The 19,931-nt window shown below is 55.4% G+C and carries 19 protein-coding genes and 1 pseudogene; 16 read left to right on the top strand and 4 right to left on the bottom strand.

Going from position 1 to position 19,931, the window contains the following annotated elements:
- The first annotated feature begins 903 nt into the window (after nucleotides 1-903).
- The 3 genes from aroD to B4113_RS20240 all read left to right on the top strand — a co-directional run bounded on the left by aroD (nucleotide 904) and on the right by B4113_RS20240 (nucleotide 3,312).
- Nucleotides 904-1,677 (top strand): type I 3-dehydroquinate dehydratase, encoded by a 774-nt coding sequence (aroD, locus tag B4113_RS03570; protein ID WP_033843695.1) that lies wholly within the window; start codon nucleotides 904-906, stop codon nucleotides 1,675-1,677.
- Between the two features lie 60 nt (nucleotides 1,678-1,737).
- On the top strand, nucleotides 1,738-2,304 hold the full coding sequence (locus tag B4113_RS03565; protein ID WP_033843696.1) for a shikimate kinase: 567 nt from the start codon (nucleotides 1,738-1,740) through the stop codon (nucleotides 2,302-2,304).
- Nucleotides 2,305-2,805: 501 nt separating this feature from the next.
- On the top strand, nucleotides 2,806-3,312 hold the full coding sequence (locus B4113_RS20240; RefSeq protein WP_033843700.1) for a hypothetical protein: 507 nt from the start codon (nucleotides 2,806-2,808) through the stop codon (nucleotides 3,310-3,312).
- 156 nt (nucleotides 3,313-3,468) lie between these two features.
- Here the strand turns inward: B4113_RS20240 and B4113_RS03550 are convergent, their stop codons facing one another.
- Nucleotides 3,469-3,879: a hypothetical protein gene (locus B4113_RS03550; RefSeq protein ID WP_033843701.1), complete on the bottom strand. Its 411-nt coding sequence runs from the start codon at nucleotides 3,877-3,879 to the stop codon at nucleotides 3,469-3,471.
- 285 nt (nucleotides 3,880-4,164) lie between these two features.
- On the opposite strand from B4113_RS03550, the gene B4113_RS03545 reads away from it, so the two are divergent.
- The 3 genes from B4113_RS03545 (at nucleotide 4,165) to B4113_RS03535 (ending at nucleotide 7,781) form a co-directional block, all read left to right on the top strand.
- Entirely contained in the window at nucleotides 4,165-6,207 is a 2,043-nt protein-coding gene (locus B4113_RS03545) for a glycosyltransferase family 39 protein (RefSeq protein ID WP_061912219.1), read from the top strand.
- A 229-nt stretch (nucleotides 6,208-6,436) separates the two neighbouring features.
- A complete protein-coding gene (locus tag B4113_RS03540) occupies nucleotides 6,437-7,399 on the top strand; it encodes a glycosyltransferase family 2 protein (protein WP_033019057.1) in 963 nt (320 codons plus the stop codon).
- Nucleotides 7,371-7,781 (top strand): GtrA family protein, encoded by a 411-nt coding sequence (locus B4113_RS03535; protein WP_033019058.1) that lies wholly within the window; start codon nucleotides 7,371-7,373, stop codon nucleotides 7,779-7,781. The genes B4113_RS03540 and B4113_RS03535 overlap by 29 nt, the downstream gene beginning before the upstream one ends.
- A gap of 202 nt (nucleotides 7,782-7,983) precedes the next feature.
- On the opposite strand, the pseudogene B4113_RS03530 reads toward B4113_RS03535, so the two are convergent.
- The 3 genes and pseudogenes from B4113_RS03530 to proB form a co-directional block, all read right to left on the bottom strand.
- Nucleotides 7,984-8,283: pseudogene (locus B4113_RS03530) on the bottom strand (low specificity L-threonine aldolase); the annotation flags it as partial.
- A gap of 77 nt (nucleotides 8,284-8,360) precedes the next feature.
- Nucleotides 8,361-9,605, bottom strand: a complete 1,245-nt coding sequence (locus tag B4113_RS03525; protein WP_033019060.1) for a glutamate-5-semialdehyde dehydrogenase — start codon at nucleotides 9,603-9,605, stop codon at nucleotides 8,361-8,363.
- Nucleotides 9,602-10,726 (bottom strand): glutamate 5-kinase, encoded by a 1,125-nt coding sequence (gene proB / locus B4113_RS03520; RefSeq protein WP_033019066.1) that lies wholly within the window; start codon nucleotides 10,724-10,726, stop codon nucleotides 9,602-9,604. Before proB ends, B4113_RS03525 begins: the two co-directional genes overlap by 4 nt.
- Before the next feature lie 523 nt (nucleotides 10,727-11,249).
- Between proB and B4113_RS19350 the strand changes: the two genes are divergently transcribed.
- The 10 genes from B4113_RS19350 to B4113_RS03470 all read left to right on the top strand — a co-directional run bounded on the left by B4113_RS19350 (nucleotide 11,250) and on the right by B4113_RS03470 (nucleotide 19,915).
- Nucleotides 11,250-11,456 (top strand): hypothetical protein, encoded by a 207-nt coding sequence (locus B4113_RS19350; RefSeq protein WP_131385675.1) that lies wholly within the window; start codon nucleotides 11,250-11,252, stop codon nucleotides 11,454-11,456.
- 92 nt (nucleotides 11,457-11,548) lie between these two features.
- Nucleotides 11,549-13,228 carry a dihydroxy-acid dehydratase gene (gene ilvD, locus B4113_RS03510; RefSeq protein WP_033019062.1) on the top strand — a complete coding sequence of 560 codons (1,680 nt, stop codon included), beginning with the start codon at nucleotides 11,549-11,551 and terminating at the stop codon, nucleotides 13,226-13,228.
- Nucleotides 13,229-13,857: 629 nt separating this feature from the next.
- Complete coding sequence (gene paaK / locus B4113_RS03505) at nucleotides 13,858-15,183, top strand: phenylacetate--CoA ligase PaaK (RefSeq protein ID WP_061912217.1); 1,326 nt, start codon at nucleotides 13,858-13,860, stop codon at nucleotides 15,181-15,183.
- A gap of 92 nt (nucleotides 15,184-15,275) precedes the next feature.
- Nucleotides 15,276-16,244, top strand: coding sequence for a 1,2-phenylacetyl-CoA epoxidase subunit PaaA (paaA, locus tag B4113_RS03500; RefSeq protein ID WP_033843710.1), 969 nt, complete (start codon nucleotides 15,276-15,278; stop codon nucleotides 16,242-16,244).
- Nucleotides 16,245-16,256: 12 nt separating this feature from the next.
- Nucleotides 16,257-16,610, top strand: a complete 354-nt coding sequence (gene paaB / locus B4113_RS03495; RefSeq protein ID WP_033843712.1) for a 1,2-phenylacetyl-CoA epoxidase subunit PaaB — start codon at nucleotides 16,257-16,259, stop codon at nucleotides 16,608-16,610.
- A complete protein-coding gene (gene paaC, locus B4113_RS03490; protein ID WP_033843714.1) occupies nucleotides 16,586-17,413 on the top strand; it encodes a 1,2-phenylacetyl-CoA epoxidase subunit PaaC in 828 nt (275 codons plus the stop codon). The genes paaB and paaC overlap by 25 nt, the downstream gene beginning before the upstream one ends.
- Nucleotides 17,414-17,547: 134 nt before the next feature.
- A complete protein-coding gene (gene paaD / locus B4113_RS03485; protein ID WP_033843715.1) occupies nucleotides 17,548-18,024 on the top strand; it encodes a 1,2-phenylacetyl-CoA epoxidase subunit PaaD in 477 nt (158 codons plus the stop codon).
- 24 nt (nucleotides 18,025-18,048) lie between these two features.
- On the top strand, nucleotides 18,049-18,360 hold the full coding sequence (locus B4113_RS03480; protein ID WP_031408974.1) for an EthD family reductase: 312 nt from the start codon (nucleotides 18,049-18,051) through the stop codon (nucleotides 18,358-18,360).
- A complete protein-coding gene (locus B4113_RS03475) occupies nucleotides 18,353-19,129 on the top strand; it encodes an enoyl-CoA hydratase/isomerase family protein (RefSeq protein WP_033021318.1) in 777 nt (258 codons plus the stop codon). Before B4113_RS03480 ends, B4113_RS03475 begins: the two co-directional genes overlap by 8 nt.
- A gap of 12 nt (nucleotides 19,130-19,141) precedes the next feature.
- On the top strand, nucleotides 19,142-19,915 hold the full coding sequence (locus B4113_RS03470) for an enoyl-CoA hydratase-related protein (protein WP_033843716.1): 774 nt from the start codon (nucleotides 19,142-19,144) through the stop codon (nucleotides 19,913-19,915).
- Nucleotides 19,916-19,931: the final 16 nt, after the last annotated feature.

Here is a 19,931-nt window from a genome sequence, read left to right as displayed (position 1 = left end):
ATTCACGAAACATGGTATTGATAGATCAATAGTTTGAACGTTTGACAGATTCGGTCAGCTGTACAAGTTGACATAATCAATTTTTATGATTTGAGGGGATGTGAGGGGTTTGCAAAATGGCCTCTTGCCGCCTTAGAAGGCTGGTGAAAAACAGCGATCGCCCCTAGCTGACGTCGGATGACGTGAAACGAGAAGCTGATGTCGCAAAGTTTCTCAATTCGAGAAACAAGGCGGTGAAGCAACCTGTTCCTTTTGTCACCATCCTTTTAAAGAGTCAAGAGTAAAATGAAGATGCTGTTGAAAGTAGTGGGCTTCGTGGAGAGGATTGAAACAACATTCCTGAGAGGGCTGGTGAAAAACGGTTGTTTCTTTTCAGCAATGGGGGAAGCGTTTGAAAGACGATCCTGATGCGACAAGGCTTTTCCGTTTGAGAAGCGAGGTGGGTAAGCGACCTGCTCCCTTAAATCACCGGCCTCTGAGAGACCTTGTTTAATCTGTTCAACAGTCAAGTTGAAAGAATTGGTCCTTGCGGAGAGGATCTAAATCTGCCATCCCGCCGGATTGCTTGACAAAGGATAGCGCATTTTTCGGCGGCTTGGTCTATGCAACACCTAGGAAGGGCGATGTTGCCGTTTTCCTGGGTGTTTTTTGTTTAGTTGAATGGCTGTTGTGTCACTGTGCGGGGGATGTTCGGCTTGCGCAACGGGCGGGAGTTGGCTTATGATGGAGAAAAGATGACATATCACCGTGGTTTGGCGATCAAGCAATTGGTGAATGACCGATTGGGTGACGCATGGCCAGACGGTTGGTGATGAGCGGACGATCTTCGTTTGCGGAAGTTGGTTTTTTCGACGGCTGGCCGCCGTGTTAGATTGGGCAAGGTGATGAATGGGGGAGCGATGAATGGGGATTTCAGCGAACGTGATCAAAGTTAGAAATGTCATCATTGGCGGCGACAAACCATGCCTTTGCGCGCCGGTTGTCGGGGCGGATGCAGAGCAGGTGCTGCGCGAGGTGGAGGAGGTTTGCCAAAAGAAGCCCGATCTGATCGAATGGCGGGCCGATTTTTTTCATCACATCGGCGATCAAGAGCGCGTGTTGGCCGTAGTGAACGAGCTGCGGCATGTGGCGGGAGACATTCCCGTTTTGTTTACCATCCGTTCGGAGCGGGAAGGAGGGCAGCCGATTTCGCTTGATGAGAAGGAAAAGCGGCAATTAATGAAAGCCGTGTGTGAAAGCGGAGCCATCGATCTTATTGACTGCGAATTCGCTTACGGGGAGCGCATCGCCGACGTGCGCCGCGTCGCTCATGATTGCGGGGTGCGGCTTGTTGTCTCGAGCCACCATTTCGATGGTACGCCTCCGGAAGAGGTGCTGGTGGACATGATGCGTCGAGCCGCGCAGAGCGGTGCGGATATAGCGAAAGTGGCGGTCATGCCGTCGTCGCCGGAAGATGTGCTTGTATTGCTCGAGGCGACGCAGCGGGCACGGCGGGAGCTTTCCATTCCCCTCATTACGATGTCGATGGGTGGGTTAGGCGCGATGACGCGGCTTGTCGGATGGCTGTTTGGTTCGGCGGTTACGTTCGCCGTCGGCCAACAAAGCTCCGCTCCAGGGCAAATCCCGATCGAAGACGTGCGGGCGGTGCTGTCGGTATTGCAAAAATATAGCCGTTGATTTGTTGTTACATACGGGAAGACGATGAGTTGCTGGCTGAAGGAGAAAGGGGAGTTCATCGTGAACAGGCAAACCGCCATCCCGCTCCGCGAGCGGAACATCATATTGATCGGCTTTATGGGGGCGGGAAAAACGACGATCGGGCAGCTGGTGGCGAAAAAGCTGTACCGCGATTTTATCGATGTCGACGCGGAAATCGAGCGGCGGCACGGGATGTCGATTTCGGAGATTTTCGCGCAAAAAGGGGAAGCGTACTTTCGCAAGGTGGAGCGCGAGATAATCATCGATTTATGCACGAAGACAAGGTTGAAAATTTTATCGCTTGGCGGCGGCGCGTATTTGCAGGAGGAGGTGCGGCGCGCCTGCCTCGCTCATGGGATCGTCTTTTTCCTTGACTTGTCATGGGATCAATGGAAAGAAGAGCGCCTGCCGCTCATTGTCGACAGCCGGCCGGTGCTGAAAAACAAAACATTGGAAGAGGTGGAGCAGCTGTTTTTCCAGCGGCAGTCGGCTTACGCCCTCCATCATTCCCGCGTGGTGCTGAATGAGCTTGAAGCCGAACAGGCGGCCGAGCAAATCGTTGGCTCGATCAAATGGACGTGGGATGTATATGAACCGAATCGATAGATGGTCATGACGAAAAGGCAGGCTCTTGTCGGGAGCTTGCCTTTTCGTGTTGGATGGCCGCGGCAAGAGCCGGTGGCGGAGCGGGAATCTGACGGTAATGATGCAGGCCGACTTCGTGCCTCGGTTGGATGGCTGCATCGAAAGCTGGTGACGGAGCGGGAGAGGCCGGCGTTGTCATCGCGGTTTTTCCAATAAGTGGGGTTGGCGGGCCCGGTCAAAGCGGTTCGCGGGCCAGATCCGCTTGTCCTCACCTTGCGTTCAGTCTCGCATCCTTGATCGGCAAGGGTGTGGATGTGAGTGATGGACGGACTCGTTTTCAGAAGCCGTCAGAGAGGCTTGTTTCGTGTTGGGGATCGGACATGGGGGCGCGTTCTGCGAGTGGGGGAGGACGAACGGCCCAGCGTTTCTTTTCTTTTTTGGGCAGAAATGCCTGTTTGTGCTTGCTGGACAAGCGCTCCTTTTGTTATAAGGAAGATACCGGGTGTGAGGGAGAGTGGGGAGATGGAGAAAAGGGCGTTCCGCTGGCTTTATGTGTATATTGTCTTGGTGGTGCTGCTTCTGTCGGCGCCGTATTGGCTTTGGTGGCTGAAGCCGGAAACGGAGCTTGAGCTGCTCATTGTCGATGACACGGTGCCGGATCGGTCGTACCGCGAGCACCAAGGGCTTGTTTGGCTGCTCCGGGCGCAAGAGTACGTGCACCGGAACGGTGAGACGTATGATGCGGCGCGCGATTATGTCGGATTTGTGCCAAAGGGCGGCGGGGCATACGAAGTGCGCCCACTTCCGAACACGATGGATGGCTATGATGCCGTGTATGTCGCCGACGGGGAGCGCTCATTTTCATTCCCGGCGCTGGAAGGGAATGTGCTGCCGGCTCGGCAGTTTTACACGTACACGTGGCCGACGTGGGAGACGCCGCGCTACCACGAGCGGCTGAAGCCGTCGTATGAAGCGATGAAAGCGGCGTTTTCCGGCGCAGACATCGCCAAGCGACAAGGAAACGAATAAGAAGCACGCCCCGCAACATTGGCCGCTGTTTGACATAACGATGATCGATCAAGGCGGTTGTCTGTCCAAGAATTTGGCAAGCACGAGACAAAAGCCCAACCGGCCGTCAAGCAAAAAACATGCTGGCGGCCGGCGGGCTTGTTTCTTTTTCAGTTTTCAGGAGATTTCGTTTTGTTCAGCCCGGGAACGGAGTTTTCGTTCATGTTGGAGAGTTTTGCGGGCGAGGAAGTCAACCGTTTCCTGCGTTTCCGACCATTCAAGGCGCCAATAGTTCATTTTCGTTTCCAAGCGCTCAAATCGAGCATCCGTGCGCTTTTCCAAATCCAAAAGTTTTTGGTGCAACCGGCCTTCCGCCTCTCGAATTTTGGCATACAGCCGATTTTCGGTATCCTGAATCTCGGCGCGCAATCGGTCTTCTGTTTCTTGAAGTTCAGTACGTAATCGGTTTTCTGTATCTTGAATTTCGGCGCGCAATCGATCTTCCATTTCCTTCATTTGTTGACGGAGTTGATCGGAATGCAAGTCAAGCGCCTTTAGAATTTGCTGCACGATCGTTTCGCCTTCCATGAGTTTCACCTCCTTTACTCTGATCATAGCACATGGCCGGCATCGGGAAAATGAAAATCTAGTCCACTCGTTTCATTTTTTCACCAAACTTTCACCAACATTATGTAACGTAACCATAGAAGACGGGTGATGATAAGAAGCATGTTGTATCACCCCCCTTGTTTTTCAAATGAAGAGACCTTGGGTGGGATCGGCTTCTCGTTCCATGTCATCTGGCGTCGGTTAAGGGGCATCGCTGCGGTTCCCCTTAGTAGAAAAAAAGAAAACGAGAGAAAGGGAGCGTTCATGAAGAAAAAACAATGGAAATTGGATGGATGGATCATTGCAATCATAGCTTGGTCGGCTTTTTTGCATCTCTATCAAATAGGAAACAGCGGTTCTAACGTCTATTACACGGCAGCGGCGAAAAGCATGGCGGCAAGCTGGAAGGCGTTTTTCTTTGCCGCCCTCGACCCGGAGGGATTTATTACCGTTGATAAGCCCCCAGTCGCTCTTTGGTTGCAGGCGCTCAGCGTGAAACTGTTTGGCGTTAGTGATTGGAGTGTTTTGCTTCCGGAAGCGGTGGCGGGGATCGCGTCTACATGGATGATTTATGTCATCGTCCGGCCGTGGGCCGGACAGACAGCGGCGCGGTGGGCAAGTTTCGCCTTTTCTTGCACCCCGGCGTTCGTCGCTGTGGCGCGGACGAACAATATCGATGCCGTTTTGGTGTTCACATTGCTCTTTGCGACTTGGATGCTGATGAAGGCGGTGATGACGCAACGATGGACGTGGCTGGTTGGCAGTTTTGCGGTCGTCGGCATCGGATTCAATATGAAAATGTTGCAGGCGTACATGGTGCTCCCGGCGTTTTACTTATTTTACTGGCTCGCTGGGCGGGGGCCGTGGAAAAAACGGGCCGGGCATTTACTGGTGGCGACGATCGTGCTGCTTTCGGTTTCGCTTTCGTATGCGGCTGCGGCAGCGCTGATTCCTGCTGAAAAGCGTCCGTATATCGGGGGCAGTCAGACGAATTCTGTGTTAGAGTTGGCGCTCGGATATAACGGAATTGAGCGGTTGACCGGGGAAGCTGGACCTGGTGGCGGAAAGGGGAGGGCGGATGTTAATGGCAACGCGCAGCCACCTGTTGATGACAGGGCGCCGTTCAACGACAAAGCGGGAACGGCGTTTCCGGATGGGTCAGGAGGGGCGCCGCCAACGGTGGGCAGTCAACTGCAAAGTCCGCCATCTGTGCCTAGAGGTGGGATGGGTGGCATTGGTGGCGGCGAGATTGGTGACCCGGGCGTCTTTCGTTTGTTTCAGCTGCCGCTTGCTGGGCAGGCGAGCTGGCTGTTGCCGTTTGCGGCTGTTGTAGCGATCGGTTTGGGAATAGACGTATGGCGACGCCGGCAGATAACCGCGTTTCATCAATTCTTGCTCTTTTGGTTCGCCTGGCTTGGTCCGATGCTCGTATTTTTTAGCATTGCCGGATTTTATCACCGCTATTATTTAAGTATGCTGGCGCCGGCTATAGCGGTATTAGTGGGGGCAGGTGGAGCGATGTTGGCGTCCAGCGAACGGTGGACGAGATGGTTGTTCCCGGCCGCCCTAGTGGCGACGTATGCGTTTGAAGGATGGACAGCTTGGCAGTACCGTAGCTCGTTCTCCCCAGTATGGCCGCTCGCTGTCGGATTTTACGGACTTGCAATGGTTTGCCTTTGGTTCGCGATGGAAGGCCGCGAGCATGTGAGGCGGATCGTCTATCGAGCGGCGCTCATTGGCGTGCTGGCATTGCCGGCCTATTGGTCGCTGACGCCAGTGCTATATGGGACAAACAGCACCATTCCATACGCTGGACCAGATTTACAACGAGATAGAGGCGCGCCCATGCCGACAGCCGCGATGCCGGATGGACAAGAGGAGCGTTCGCTGAGAGGAGAGACGGGCCAACCTGGCGATGGAGCGGGGCGGTGGCAAACTTCGCGCTCGTTGACAGCGTTAGTGTCGTATTTGGAGCAGCGTGCGGGTAAAGCCAAATATTTAGCGGCCACCATCCGCGCGACCGAAGCGGCGGAGTTGATGCTTCACACCGATCGAGCGGTGATGGCGATGGGCGGATTCGGCGGAACGGATCCCGTACTAACGCCGAAGAAGCTAGAGAAAATGGCTCGCAACGGTGAGGTGAAGTATTTTCTCCTTTCCGGTGAAGGGCGAGGAAATCAGGAGCTTGTTCAATGGATTCAAACACATTGCAAAGAAGTTCCATTTTCAGAATGGAGTGGCGGAGAAAAGGCCTTAAACGGTGGAATGGAGCGCAGAGAAATGACGCTCTACGTATATAACGGATAAAGGGCTCGAGAAAAACAGCCGACATCCATCGCTGTTTTCATTAGTAGAAAAGCGTTTTTTATGGGATTCTCTATTAAAATAATTGAAGCTGATTCAAGCCGATCATTGGCGGGTGATCTGCTTCGTAGCCGAGGAAATTCATAGAGGAAAACGTAAAGCAGCCGGTGGCAAAATTGGTGAGGGTGTTCGTAGCCGAAGAAATTCATAGAGGAAGCAAGGAGGGAAATCAATGGCGACCTATTCTGTCATTATTCCTGTCTATAATGAAGCGCTTGTGATCCGTGAGACGTACCGACGGCTGAAAACAGTGATGGAGCAAACAGGTGAGCCGTACGAATTGTTGTTTGTGAATGACGGCAGCACCGATGGGACGCTCGATATCTTGAGGGAACTGGCCGTGAAAGATGAAACGGTGAAGTACATTGACTTCTCCCGCAATTTCGGCCATCAAATCGCGATTACAGCAGGAATGGATTACGCCTCTGGCCAAGCTGTTATCATCATTGACGCCGACTTGCAAGATCCTCCTGAACTGATTTGGGACATGATCGCGCGATGGAAAGAAGGGTATGATGTTGTCTATGCCCGGCGCGTCAAGCGGAAGGGGGAGACGTTGTTCAAGCGATGGACAGCGTATGTGTTTTACCGCTTGCTGCGGGCAGCGACCGAGATCGACATTCCCACTGATACCGGCGATTTTCGTCTCATTGACCGGAAAGTGTGCAATCAGTTACGCTATATGAGGGAGCGAAATCGTTTTGTCCGCGGGCTTGTCAGCTGGGTCGGTTTTCGGCACATAGCGGTGGAATACGAGCGAGAGCCGCGGCTGGCTGGGGAGACAAAGTATCCATTGAAAAAGATGATTCGTTTTTCGTTAGACGGCATTACGTCTTTTTCGCATAAGCCGCTCAAATTGGCGAGCTGGCTTGGGTTTGCTTTGTCGGCGGCAAGTGCAGTCGGCATGATGGCGGTATTGTACTTGAAGTGGTTCACCCATTCGACCGTGGCCGGATGGGCATCGCTGTTGATGGTCATGCTGTTTTGCAACGGAGTGACGATGACGATGCTTGGGATTACCGGTGAATACATCGGCCGCATTTACGATGAAGTGAAAGAGCGGCCTCTGTATATTGTCAATGAAACATGGGGAGTCGGAACGAGACATGAACGAAAGCCTTCCTACATTCCGTAAAGAAAAACAAGCCTTATGGCGGTTTGCCGTCGTCGGGGTGGGCAATACGGCGGTCGACTTCGCTGTCTTTTTTCTGCTCACCGCCGCAGGCGTTCCTGCGGCCGCGGCGCAAGTCGCTTCTTATGGCGCCGGGGTGGCAAACAGCTACGTTTGGAACCGGCGCTGGACGTTTCAAATGAAGCAAAGGGCGAATATCGGGGAACTGCTTCGGTTTCTTGCCGTCAACGGGCTGTCGCTCGGAGTGTCGCTTGTCGTCTTGTTGGCGGCCGAACGGCTCGGCCCGCTTTGGCTCGCGAAAGGTGTGGCCACGGTCATGGGCATGGCGGTGAACTTCGTTGGCAGCCGCTGTTGGGTGTTTGCGGCACCGCGAAGCGAACGTTGACAGAAAGCAGGGAAGGAGGACAACGAAAACGACCCGAAAGCCATAGGCGGTCCGGGTCGTTTTCTGGTTAGGAGGGACTGTAAAGGAAAACGATATTTTCCCAAGTGTACTGCTTTTCAGAAAAAGGAATAAAGGTGCTTCCAAATCGGGAAGCGAGGCGGTCGACCATTGTTTCAAGGGCAATGATGCCCGGCGCAGCCAAGACGCCGGCGAGCGCCGCTGCTGCTCCCGCCTCAGACAAGAAAATGTGCGATTCGGCTTCCAATATCACCTCATCTCCCGGGCGGCAATGCGTCAAGATGGCGACTTCGTTTCCTTGCGTGCCGCTTGTGACGAACAAGGCGTCTTCTTTTCCAAGCATTTTGGCCGCCAACGCTTCTCAACGGTTGACGGTCGGATCTTCGCCGTATACGTCGTCACCGACTTCGGCTTCTGACATCGCCCGGCGCATCTCTGGCGTCGGTTTGGTCACGGTATCGCTGCGAAAATCAATGAACGGCATCGTGGCCCCCCTTCTTTCCTGATCGTTGTGTGCATCGAAAGAACGGGAGTGCAGGGGGTCCCGCTTCCCGCCTTTGGTTACACGGTTCGAATTTGCCCGGTCCCGTACACGAGCGATTTCGTTGTCGTGATGGCCACAAGCCCCATCGGCCCGCGGGCATGCAGCTTTTGGGTGCTGATGCCGATTTCCGCCCCGTAGCCGAACTGTTCGCCATCCGTGAAGCGGGTGGACGCGTTATGGTACAAGACCGCCGCGTCGACCGCTTGGAAAAAGCGGCGGACGTGCGCCTCGTTTTCGGTGATGATCGCTTCCGAATGTTTCGTCCCGTAGCGGCGGATATGCTCGATCGCTTCATCGACATCGGCGACGAGTTTCACGGCTAAAATCGGCGCCAAATATTCCGTATGCCAGTCTTCTTCTGTCGCTTCGTTGACAAACGGATGCATAGCGGCAAGGCGGCGGTCGCCGCGCAGCTCGACGCCGCGAGCGTGAAGCGCCTCAAGCAGCTCGCCGGCGTGCGGCCACTGTTCGTGAATGAGCACCGTTTCGACGGCGTTGCAGACGGACGGACGCTGCAGTTTGGCGTTTACGACGATATCGACCGCCATCGACCGCTCGGCTGATTCGTCGATGAAAATATGGCAGTTGCCGACACCGGTCTCGAGCACTGGCACGGTGGCGTTTTCGACGACCGAGCGGATCAACCCCGCTCCGCCGCGCGGAATGAGGACATCAAGATAGTCGTTGAGGCGGAACATGCGCTGGGCCGTTTCCCGGCTCGTGTCTTCGAGCAGCTCAATGGCGGTTTCCGGGATGGCCGTTGTGCGAAGCGCCTCTTTCATGACGGCCACAAGCGCTTTGTTGGAATGAAGCGCCGATGAGCTGCCACGGAGCAAGACGGCATTGCCCGTTTTTAGGCAAAGGCTGGCGGCATCGACCGTCACGTTCGGGCGCGCCTCATACACCATGCCGATCACCCCAAGCGGCACGCGCACCGTTTGAATGCGAAGCCCGTTCGGCCGCGTCCATTCGGCTACGATTTCCCCGACCGGGTCAGGCAATGAAGCGACTTGGCGGACGCCACCGATGATTTGATCGATCCGTTCATTCGTGAGCTGCAGCCGGTCAAGCAAAGCCGGCGACAGCCCTTGCGCGCGGCCGGCGGCCATATCGTTTTCGTTTGCCGCCAAAATGACGGCCCGTTCGCGGTCGATGGCTTGGGCGATCTGTTCCAATGCCGCGTTTTTTTCTTCGGTAGACAGCATGGCTAACGTGTGTGCCGCCGTTTTCAACCGTTCGGCTTTTTCCAGCAGTTCGTTCATCTTTGGACACGCTCCTTTCGCAAAGTGACCCAATTGTCGCGGTGGATGACTTCCGGGCGGTGAAGGTAAGAGTATTGCCGGGCCTCTTCGCTCGGCCGCCCTTTCACTTTTTTCAAATCGGCGGCGGCGTAATACACTTGGCCGCGGCCGATGGTAATGCCTTTTTCATTGACGACGTCGACGACATCCATCGCATGGAAGTCGCCGGAAACGGCCGTGACGCCGGCGGGAAGCAAGCTTTTCCCGCGCACAAGCAGCGCTTCCTCGGCGCCGCTGTCAACGGTGATCGTGCCGGAAACGGGGGCGTGATAGGCGATCCATTGCTTGCGCATTTGCATTGGTTTCGGAAACGGAACGCCGATGTACGTACCGTCGCCTTTTCCAGCCAAAATATCGGCGAGCTTTTCTTTGCCGCTTTCCGTGCCGATGAAGACGCTGACACCGAACGAGAGCGCTTTTCGGGCGGCCAACAGCTTTGAGCGCATGCCGCCGGTGCCGACCGCTGAGCCGCTGTCGCCGGCTGAGGCGAGCATCTCGCTTGTAATCTCCGGCAAAAAGGCATACTTTTTCGCCTGCGGGTTCGTTTTCGGATTGGCGTCGTACAGCCCGTTAATGTCGGTGAGCAAAACGAGCGCATCGGCGTGCAAAAAGCCGGCGACCAAGGCGGAAAGCATGTCATTGTCGCCAAACGTCAGCTCCTCAGCGGAAACCGGATCGTTTTCGTTAATGACTGGGACGGCGCCGTGCTCAAGCAATGTCGTGATCGTCGTAAACAAGTTGCGAAACCGCTCGCGGCTGTAAAAATCGCTGCGCGTCAACAACAATTGGGCGGCGGTGAAGCCGAATCGGGCGAACGCCGAACTGTACGCCTGCATGAGCAGGCTTTGTCCGACGGCGGCGGCCGCCTGTTTGCCGGCGAGCGTCGTCGGCCGCGCCGGGTAGCCTAACGGTCCGAACCCGGCCGCGACCGCCCCCGAAGTGATGAGAATGACGTCATGGCCAAGCTGTTTCAGGTGTGCCATGGCTTCGACGTGATCATGAAGTTTGTCAAGGCATAGGCCGCCTTTTGGATCGGTGAGCGAGCTGCTTCCGATTTTGACGACGACGCGCTGCCGTTTCATGGCGTTCCCTCCTTTGCGAGTTTTGCCGCTGTCGATTCCATTGTTGTTTGCCGCCCGTTGGAAAGGCGGCCAACAAAAAAAACGCTTCTCCTCCTTTGGCAAAAGGACGGAAAAGCGTTCCGCGGTACCACCTTTTTTGGCGCACAAAGCGCCCACCTCTGGCCTATAACGCAGGCATGCGGCTTATGTTTGCATAAGCGGCCGTCTAGGGCAGGTTCAACCGGCTTCCCGCGAGGAACCTTCCAGCCTATGGGTTCCACTCTCTGGCGCGTTCCCTCGGTTTACTAGTCCCGTGCCGTTCCCGTTGATCCATTGTCATCGTCCAGAACGATAGATAGTTTGTAAGAAATTATGCCGGCAAATTCGGCTGTTGTCAAGAGAGAAGGAAACGGAACGATCAACGCAGCGCAAACCGCTCGTTGTCCTCCATCGGGAAACCGGGCGACCAATGTGTTCCGTGCCGCCTTCCCCGCTTGCGGCCGTTGTCCTCCGCCGGGAAACCCGGTGACCGCCGTTCCGTTGGGTGGAAGCATGGAGAAAAAGCGCAAACCGTCTTTATTTCCCAGCGAACGCTGGCCATGGTACGAACAGCATTTTCACCAGCTTTTCCGGTCTGTTTGGCGAGGCGATCGGGATACAGCCGCTTTCGCTGGCGCAAAGGAATGGCGAACGGCCGGAGCTTGGCTGGGAAGCGGCGCTGCCGCTGACTTGGATTGCAGGCAGCAAATGAAAACGTATTCAAAATAAAGATAATTGTCTTTCTATTAGAAAAAGTGGTACAATACTAGCAACCTAGCACTTTGTACGATGGAGGGACAACAGATGAAAAAACGGCGCAGTGACATGATCAAAAAAGGGTTTGACCGTGCTCCGCATCGGAGTTTGCTGCGGGCGGCTGGCGTGAAAGACGAAGATTTTGACAAACCGTTTATTGCCGTGGTCAACTCGTACATCGACATCATTCCGGGGCACGTCCATTTGCAAGAGTTTGGAAAAATCGTCAAAGAAGCGATTCGCGAGGCGGGCGGCGTCCCGTTTGAAATGAATACGATCGGCGTTGATGACGGCATTGCGATGGGCCATATTGGGATGCGCTATTCGCTTCCGAGCCGGGAAATCATCGCGGATTCGATTGAAACGGTCATTTCCGCGCACTGGTTTGACGGTATGGTGTGCATTCCCAACTGTGACAAGATTACGCCGGGGATGATGATGGCAGCGATGCGGCTCAACATCCCGACGATTTTCGTCAGCGGCGGGCCGATGAAAGCCGGTGTCACGAAAGATGGGCGCAAAATCTCGCTTTCGTCCGTGTTTGAAGGCGTCGGCGCGTATTTGGGTGGAACGCTCGATGAAAAAGGGTTGGAAGAGCTCGAACGCTACGGCTGTCCGACGTGCGGGTCGTGTTCCGGCATGTTTACCGCCAACTCGATGAACTGTTTGGCTGAAGCGCTTGGGTTGGCTTTGCCGGGCAACGGCACGATTTTGGCGGTCGACCCGGCGCGCAAAGAGCTCGTCCGCCGCTCAGCGAAGCAGCTCATGTATTTGATTGAGCATGATATTAAGCCGCGCGACATCGTGACGGAAAAAGCGATTGACAACGCGTTCGCGCTCGATATGGCGCTCGGCGGCTCGACGAACACGGTGCTGCATACGCTGGCGATCGCCAATGAAGCGGGCATTGACTACTCGCTCGAGCGGATCAACGAAATCGCCGCCCGCGTGCCGCACTTGGCGAAGCTCGCACCGGCCTCCGATATTCATTACATTGAAGATTTGCACGAAGCCGGCGGCGTCTCGGCGGTGCTGAATGAATTGGCGAAAAAAGAAGGGACGCTGCATTTGGATACGCTGACCGTCACCGGCAAGACGCTCGGTGAAAACATCGCCGGCTGTGAAGTGAAAAACGATGACGTCATTCGGCCGATTGACAACCCGTATTCGGAAACGGGGGGCCTCGCCATTTTGTTCGGCAACTTGGCTCCGGACGGTGCCGTCATTAAAACGGGCGCGGTTCAAGGCGGCATTACCCGCCATGAAGGCCCGGCGATCGTCTTTGATTCGCAGGAAGAGGCGCTGGAAGGCATCGCCAGCGGCAAAATCCAACCGGGTCATGTCGTCGTCATCCGCTATGAAGGGCCAAAAGGCGGTCCAGGCATGCCGGAAATGCTGGCGCCAACATCGCAAATTGTCGGCATGGGGCTTGGCACCAAGGTGGCGCTTGTGACCGACGGCCGCTTCTCCGGCGCCTCGCGCGGCCTGTCGGTCGGGCATGTGTCTCCGGAAGCGGCGGAAGGCGGCCCAATCGCCTTCATCCAAGACGGCGATATCATTGAAATCGACACAGTGAAACGGACGATCAACGTCAAGCTGTCCGACGAAGAGCTCGAACGGCGCAAAGCGAACTGGAAAGGCTTTGAGCCGAAAGTGAAAACCGGGTACCTCGCCCGCTACTCGAAACATGTCACCTCGGCGAGCACGGGCGGGATTATGAAAATTTAGTAGTTTGTCGTATGGATGGATCGAAATCCGTTCACGCAACGCTTCTGAGGATGATGAAAATTTAGTGGTTTGTCGTATACCGCGTTCGCTTGATAAAGCGCGGCAAGATGTCGAGGAGATGATGAAAATTTAGCAGTTTGTCGCCTAGCAGAGGCGGAAGCGCATATGATCACGAAGGGGATCCAGCCGTTGACGGATCCCCTTTTTTATTTTGTCGCGCCGATTTCACGATATGAAAAGCGTATTCGACTATATAAGTTGCAATTTGGGTTTACATGGCATTGTTCAATCTTCTTGTCACCGTGCCAGCTTGTCAGGTGATAAAGCCGGGACATGGAGGTCGGAAATTCTTTATTACAACCTATATCGTATGAAGCACGGGAGCGCCGCAAACAACGCCTTTGGCGCGGACTTCGGCTGCGGGGCGCCTGTTTCTGCGTGCCTTTGTCAGAAACGAAGAACCGAAAGCGGCTGCTTTTTTCTTGGCGGATGAAGGCAAAAACGATATTGACATTTTATAATATTTAGACTATTTTAAGATTAGATATGATATTTTATATATATTACGTTTATATAACGTTATATATTTTTGTATTTTTGGAAGCGCTTTAAAAAGGAGGGCGGAAACGATGATTTTCCATGACATCGAGACGGCTGCACGCTGGGAGCTTGAGGCGCTCCAGCTCGAGCGGCTGCGGGTGACGGCAGAGCGGGTGTATGCGCGGGTGCCGTTTTATCGGCAACGGTTTGAGGAATGCGGAGTGAAGCCGGAGGACATCCGCACGCTTGAGGATGTGCGCAAACTCCCGTTTACGACAAAGCGGGATTTGCGGGACCATTATCCGTTTGGTCTGCTCGCGGTCGATCTTTCCCAATGCGTCCGTGTGCACGCTTCAAGCGGCACAAGCGGCAAACCGACGGTGGTCGCTTACACGAAGAAGGACATTGAGCACTGGGCCGATATTGTGGCGCGGGCGATTGTCATCGCGGGCGGAAAACCGGGGGATGTGATTCACAACGCTTATGGATACGGGCTGTTTACGGGCGGGCTCGGGCTGCATTATGGCAGCGAGCGGCTTGGCGCCGTGACGGTGCCGGTATCCGGGGGTAACACCGACCGGCAAGTGATGATCATTGAAGATTTTCAGCCGACCGTCATTTGCGCCACGCCGTCCTATGTATTGAACATTGCCGAGCGGATGAAAGAGCTGGGCAAAGACCCGCGGCAAACATCGCTCAAATACGGCATCTTCGGGGCGGAACCGTGGTCCGAGGAAATGCGGCGCACGCTTGAAGAAACGTTTGATATGAAGGCGTGCGACATTTACGGGCTGAGTGAAGTGATCGGCCCGGGGGTGGCGATGGAATGCCACGAAGCGCAAAACGGCCTCCATATCGCCGAGGACCATTTCCTCGTGGAAGTGATCGACCCGAACACGCTCGAGCCGGTGGCGGAAGGGGAAGAAGGAGAGTTGGTGTTTACGAGCTTGATGAAAGAGGCGTTTCCGGTCATCCGCTACCGGACGGGCGATATCGCTTCCGTGACGAGAGAGCGGTGTGCTTGCGGGCGGACGACGGCGCGCATGTCGCGGGTCAAGGGGCGGGTTGATGATATGATCATCATCCGCGGCGTCAACGTGTTCCCGTCGGAAATTGAACACCATCTGCTTCGTGTCTCGGAACTGGCTCCGCACTATCAGCTGCACCGTCTCCGAAACGGACATTTGGAAGCGGTGGAATTGCATGCCGAAGTGACCGAGCAATTTTACGGTGAGATAGGCGGAAAGTTGCAAGGGGAAGCGGTCGACCGACTCATCCACCGCATTCAAGCGCTGCTGAAAACACACTGCCTCATTTCGATTGACGTTCATCTCCATCCTCCAAAAACGCTCCCGCGCTCGGAAGGAAAAGCGGTGCGTGTCGTTGACCGGCGCGGACAAGAGCATGCGGTGTAACGATTGAAAAAATAGTTGCTAATTTTATAACGTTAAAATATAATAACGTTAAATAAACGTTATATATTAAAATTTTTACAGGAGGAGGAAGGATGGCAGCGATGATGACGTTCACCCGCCTGTCAGATGAGGAGAAATACGAACGGTTTATGCAGCGCATCGAGGCGGGGGAAAAGATCGAAGCCGATGACTGGATGCCGGATGAATATCGAATGACGCTCATCAAGCTGATTGCGATGCATGCGGTGAGCGAAATTATGGGAGCGCTTCCGGAAAAAGAATGGGTGCCGAAAGCGCCGTCGCTGCGCCGGAAGCTTGGCATCATGGCGAAGGTGCAGGACGAGATGGGGCACGGCCAGCTGCTGCTGCGGGTGGCGGAAGATTTGCTGGCGCCGCTTGGGAAAACGCGGGAAGATATGATCGAAGATTTATTGAACGAACGGTTGAAGTTTCATAATGTGTTTCATATGCCGGCGCCGACATGGGCGGACGCCGGGCTGATCGGGTGGCTTGTCGACGGGGCGGCGATTATGACGCAGACGAACATGCTGGATGCCTCATACGGACCGTACGCACGGGCGCTGAAGCGCATTTGCGCCGAGGAAGTGTTTCACGCCCAGCACGGCGAGTCGATCATTTTGGCGCTCGCCGAAGGGACGAAGGAGCAGAAGGAGATGCTGCAAGAGGCGCTCAACCGTTGGTGGGAGGCGTTGCTCATGTTTTTCGGCCCGCCGACGGCCGACACGACGGGAACCTCGAAGCAAGACATCACGATCAAATACCGCATCCGCACGAAAACGAATGAACAGCTGCGCCAAGACTTCTTTACGAAATATGTGCCGCGCATTGGGGCGCTTGGTCTGAAGATTCCGGATGAGACAATGCGTTTTGACAAAGAGAAGGGCCAATGGATTTACCGGCAGCCGGACTGGGAGAAGTTTAAACAAATCATTCGCAACAACGGTCCAAAATCGCAAGAGCGGCTGGAGCTGCGGCGGACGGCATACAAGCAAAACGCCTGGGTGCGCGAGGCGCTCAGTGCGGTGCGGACGGCCGGATGAGGAGGGATGGCCATGGCGGGGAAAGAACAAGGGTTTTATCAAGTGTTTGAGGTGTTCAGCCGCAAAGCGCCGGATGCACCGATGCAGCATCAATTCAGTCTGCTTGCCCCCAATGAGGAGATCGCGCTCGTGATGGCGCAGGAAAACTTTATGCGCCGTGAGCCGGTCGCTGACCTTTGGGTCGTAAAGCGGGACTATATCCGGCGGATGAGTGAAGACGAAAAAGCAGCGCTCAAGCGGCTTGACAACAAAGATTACCGGCTGACGCGGGGATATGGGGATTTGAAAAAGCGGTGGCGCAAATACGAACAACAGGCGTTGGACGAAAAAGAAATTTTGTCATGGAAAGGCGAGATTCAACGATGAGTGAAAAGCATGTCGATGCGAACGGCCGGGAGGCGTTGACGGAGCTGTTGTTCCAGCTGGCCGACGATGACTTTTTGCTTGCCTACCGCGGCTCGGAATGGCTCGGCCTGGCGCCGCATATTGAGGAGGACATCGCGTTTTCTTCCATCAGTCAGGACACGATGGGCCATGCGGCCATGTATTATCAGCTGCTTGAAGATCTTGGCTGTGGATCAGCCGACGAACTGGCGCACGCCCGCCCGGCTTCGGCCCGGCGCAATGCGGTTTTGCTCGAACGGGCGAACGGCCCGGGGCATTATTTGCGTGAGCCTCGCTATGATTGGGCGTTCACCGTTGTTCGCCACTATTTTTATACGCAGGCGAAGCGCGTCCGTCTCGAATCGCTGACCAAAAGCAGCTATGCCCCGCTCGCGGAAGTAGCGGCGAAAATTCAAGTGGAGCTGCACTACCATTTGCTTCATTGGCATACGTGGTTTGTCCAGCTGACGAATGCCCCTGGGGAAGCGCGGACGCGAATGACCAAAGCCATTCAAGACGTGGCCGCTGATTTTGCCGGTGTGTTGACGCTCGGAGCGAAAGGAACGGACATGGTGCGGTGGGGGCTGATTGATGAGGAAAAGGTGCTGACCGAAAACACCATTGCCGCGCTGGCGCCGGCGTTTGCCGAAGTGGGGCTTGAGTGGCCGATGCCGTTTGGCATGAAGCATGGCAACGGCCGCAACGGCGAACATACGCCCGATTTGGACGAAGCGCTGGCGACGTTGTCAGAAGTATACCGCGCCGTCCCGCATGCGATATGGTAATGCCGGAGCCGCTGTTTGCCAACATGCGGCGTTGGGCGTGACGCCTCTTGATGTGTTTGTTCAAGGAGCAAAACGGTGCACTAGGCAACCGAAGCGGGAAAGCGGCAGCGGGTTGGAAAATGTGAGGGAGAGCCATGACAAATGAAGAGGTTTGGAAAGCGTTAGAAACGGTGAAAGACCCAGAGATTCATTCGATTAGCATTGTCGAGCTTGGGATGGTGGAACAGGTTGACGTTCGGGATGAAGCGGTCTCGGTCTGTCTGCTGCCGACGTTTCTCGGCTGTCCGGCGCTTGATATCATCCGCACGCGGGTGGAGGAAGCGGTGAAGCAAGCAGGGGCTTCAGCGGTGACGGTTGAGTTTCTCCGCCATCCGCCGTGGACGTCCGATCGGATCAGCGAAGCCGGACGGGAGCGGCTGAAGCAGTTTGGCATCGCTCCGCCGCCGCGGCAAATGCCGTCAGGGGCGTGGCAAGTCGAGTGCCCGTATTGCGGGACGGAGCGGACCATCATGGAAAATTTGTTCGGCCCGACCGCCTGCCGCAGCATTTTCTACTGCAAACAATGCAAAAATCCGTTTGAGGCGATGAAGCCGGTATTGATTTCGGGATAAGAAAAGGGAAAGGAGACGTTCGTGATGTTTAAAATGATTGCCTTGTACAAACAGCCGAAAGATAAGGAACAGTTTGACGCCCATTATTATGGAACGCATGTGCCGCTGACGGAAAAAATTCCTGGCCTCCGAAAAATCGAGGTGACGAAAATTACGGGGACGCCGATGGGGACGGAAAGCGAGTATTATTTGTTGTGTGAAATGTATTACGACAGCCAAGAGGCGTTCCAAGAGGCGATGAAAACGAAAGAAGCGAAGGCATCGGCCAAAGATGTCATGTCATTTGCCGGCGATCTCGTCACCTTTATGGTCGGTGAGGAAGTGGAACATGAGTGAGTGGACGTTCCTTGCGGTGCGGCAAGAGGGAGCGGTTGGCGTCATTGAACTGGCCCGCCCTGATGTGTTGAATGCGCTCAGCCGTCAGATGGTGGCGGAAATCGTCGCTGCCGTCGAATCGTTCGACCGGGATGAAGCCGTGCGTGTCATTGTGCTCACCGGGCGCGGGCGGGCGTTCGCCGCTGGGGCCGATATTCAAGAGATGGCGGACGATGACCCCATTCGTCTTGAGTGGCTGAACCAGTTTGCCGATTGGGATCGTCTGTCCCTCGTGAAAACGCCGATGATTGCCGCTGTCAACGGCTTAGCGCTCGGCGGCGGCTTCGAGCTGGCGCTGTCATGCGATTGGATCATCGCTTCGGCCGCAGCGGAATTCGGTTTTCCAGAAGTCAACCTCGGCGTCATGCCAGGAGCGGGAGGCACGCAGCGGCTGACGAAGCTCATTGGGCCGAAGCGGGCGCTCGAGTGGCTTTGGACCGGGGCGCGCATGTCGGCGAAAGAAGCCGAGCAGCTAGGGATTGTCACCCGTGTCGTCAGCCCAGAGCTTTTAATGGAAGAAACGATGCGGTTGGCCGGGCGTCTCGCTGAACAGCCGCCTTTGGCTCTTCGGCTGATCAAAGAGGCGGTGCAAAAAGCGGTCGACTATCCGCTGTATGAAGGCATGCAATTTGAGCGGAAAAACTTTTACCTATTGTTCGCCTCGGAAGACCAAAAAGAAGGAATGGCGGCCTTCCTCGAAAAACGAAAGCCGCGCTTCCAAGGAAAATAAGGGGGGCGTCCGATGTACGAAACGATCCGTTATGAAGTGAAGGGGCAAGTCGCCTGGCTGACGCTCAACCGCCCGGATCAGCTCAATGCGTTTACGGAACAAATGAATGCAGAAGTGACAAAGGCGCTGAAGCAAGCAGGAGCGGATCAAAACGTCCGCTGTGTGGTGATCACCGGCGCCGGCCGAGCGTTTTGCGCCGGCGAAGACTTGAGCGGCGTGACGGAAGAAATGGACCATGGCGACGTGTTGCGCACCCGATACGCGCCGATGATGAAAGCGCTTCATCATCTGGAAAAGCCGATTGTCGCCGCGGTGAACGGAGCGGCGGCCGGCGCGGGCATGAGCTTGGCGCTGGCGTGTGATTTCCGGCTTCTCTCGGAAAAGGCGAGTTTCGCTCCCGCGTTTATTCACGTCGGTCTTGTGCCGGATGCGGGGCATCTGTACTATTTGCCGCGCCTCATCGGGCGGGCAAAGGCGCTTGAGCTTGCGGTGCTCGGGGAAAAAGTGGCTGCCGAGGAAGCCGTTGCTCTTGGGCTGGCCACCAAGGTGATTCCGCTCTCGTCTTGGGAAGAGGAAGTCAAGCAGTTTGCCGAGCGGCTGGCGGCCATGCCGACGAAGGCGATTGGACTGATCAAACGACTGCTTCGCGAAAGCCAAGAAGCGACGTTTGACCGCTACCTCGAACGGGAAGCGGAATGCCAGCGCATCGCGGGATTGACATCCGACCACCGCGAAGGCGTTAAGGCATTTTTTGAGAAACAGAAACCGATTTTCCAAGGAAACTAAGCAAGGGGGAAAAAAC

The organism is Geobacillus sp. B4113_201601, from assembly GCF_001587475.1.
GTDB lineage: Bacteria > Bacillota > Bacilli > Bacillales > Anoxybacillaceae > Geobacillus > Geobacillus icigianus.
The sequence above is the reverse complement of the archived record's forward strand: the minus strand, read 5'-3'. Positions and strand labels throughout refer to the sequence as shown.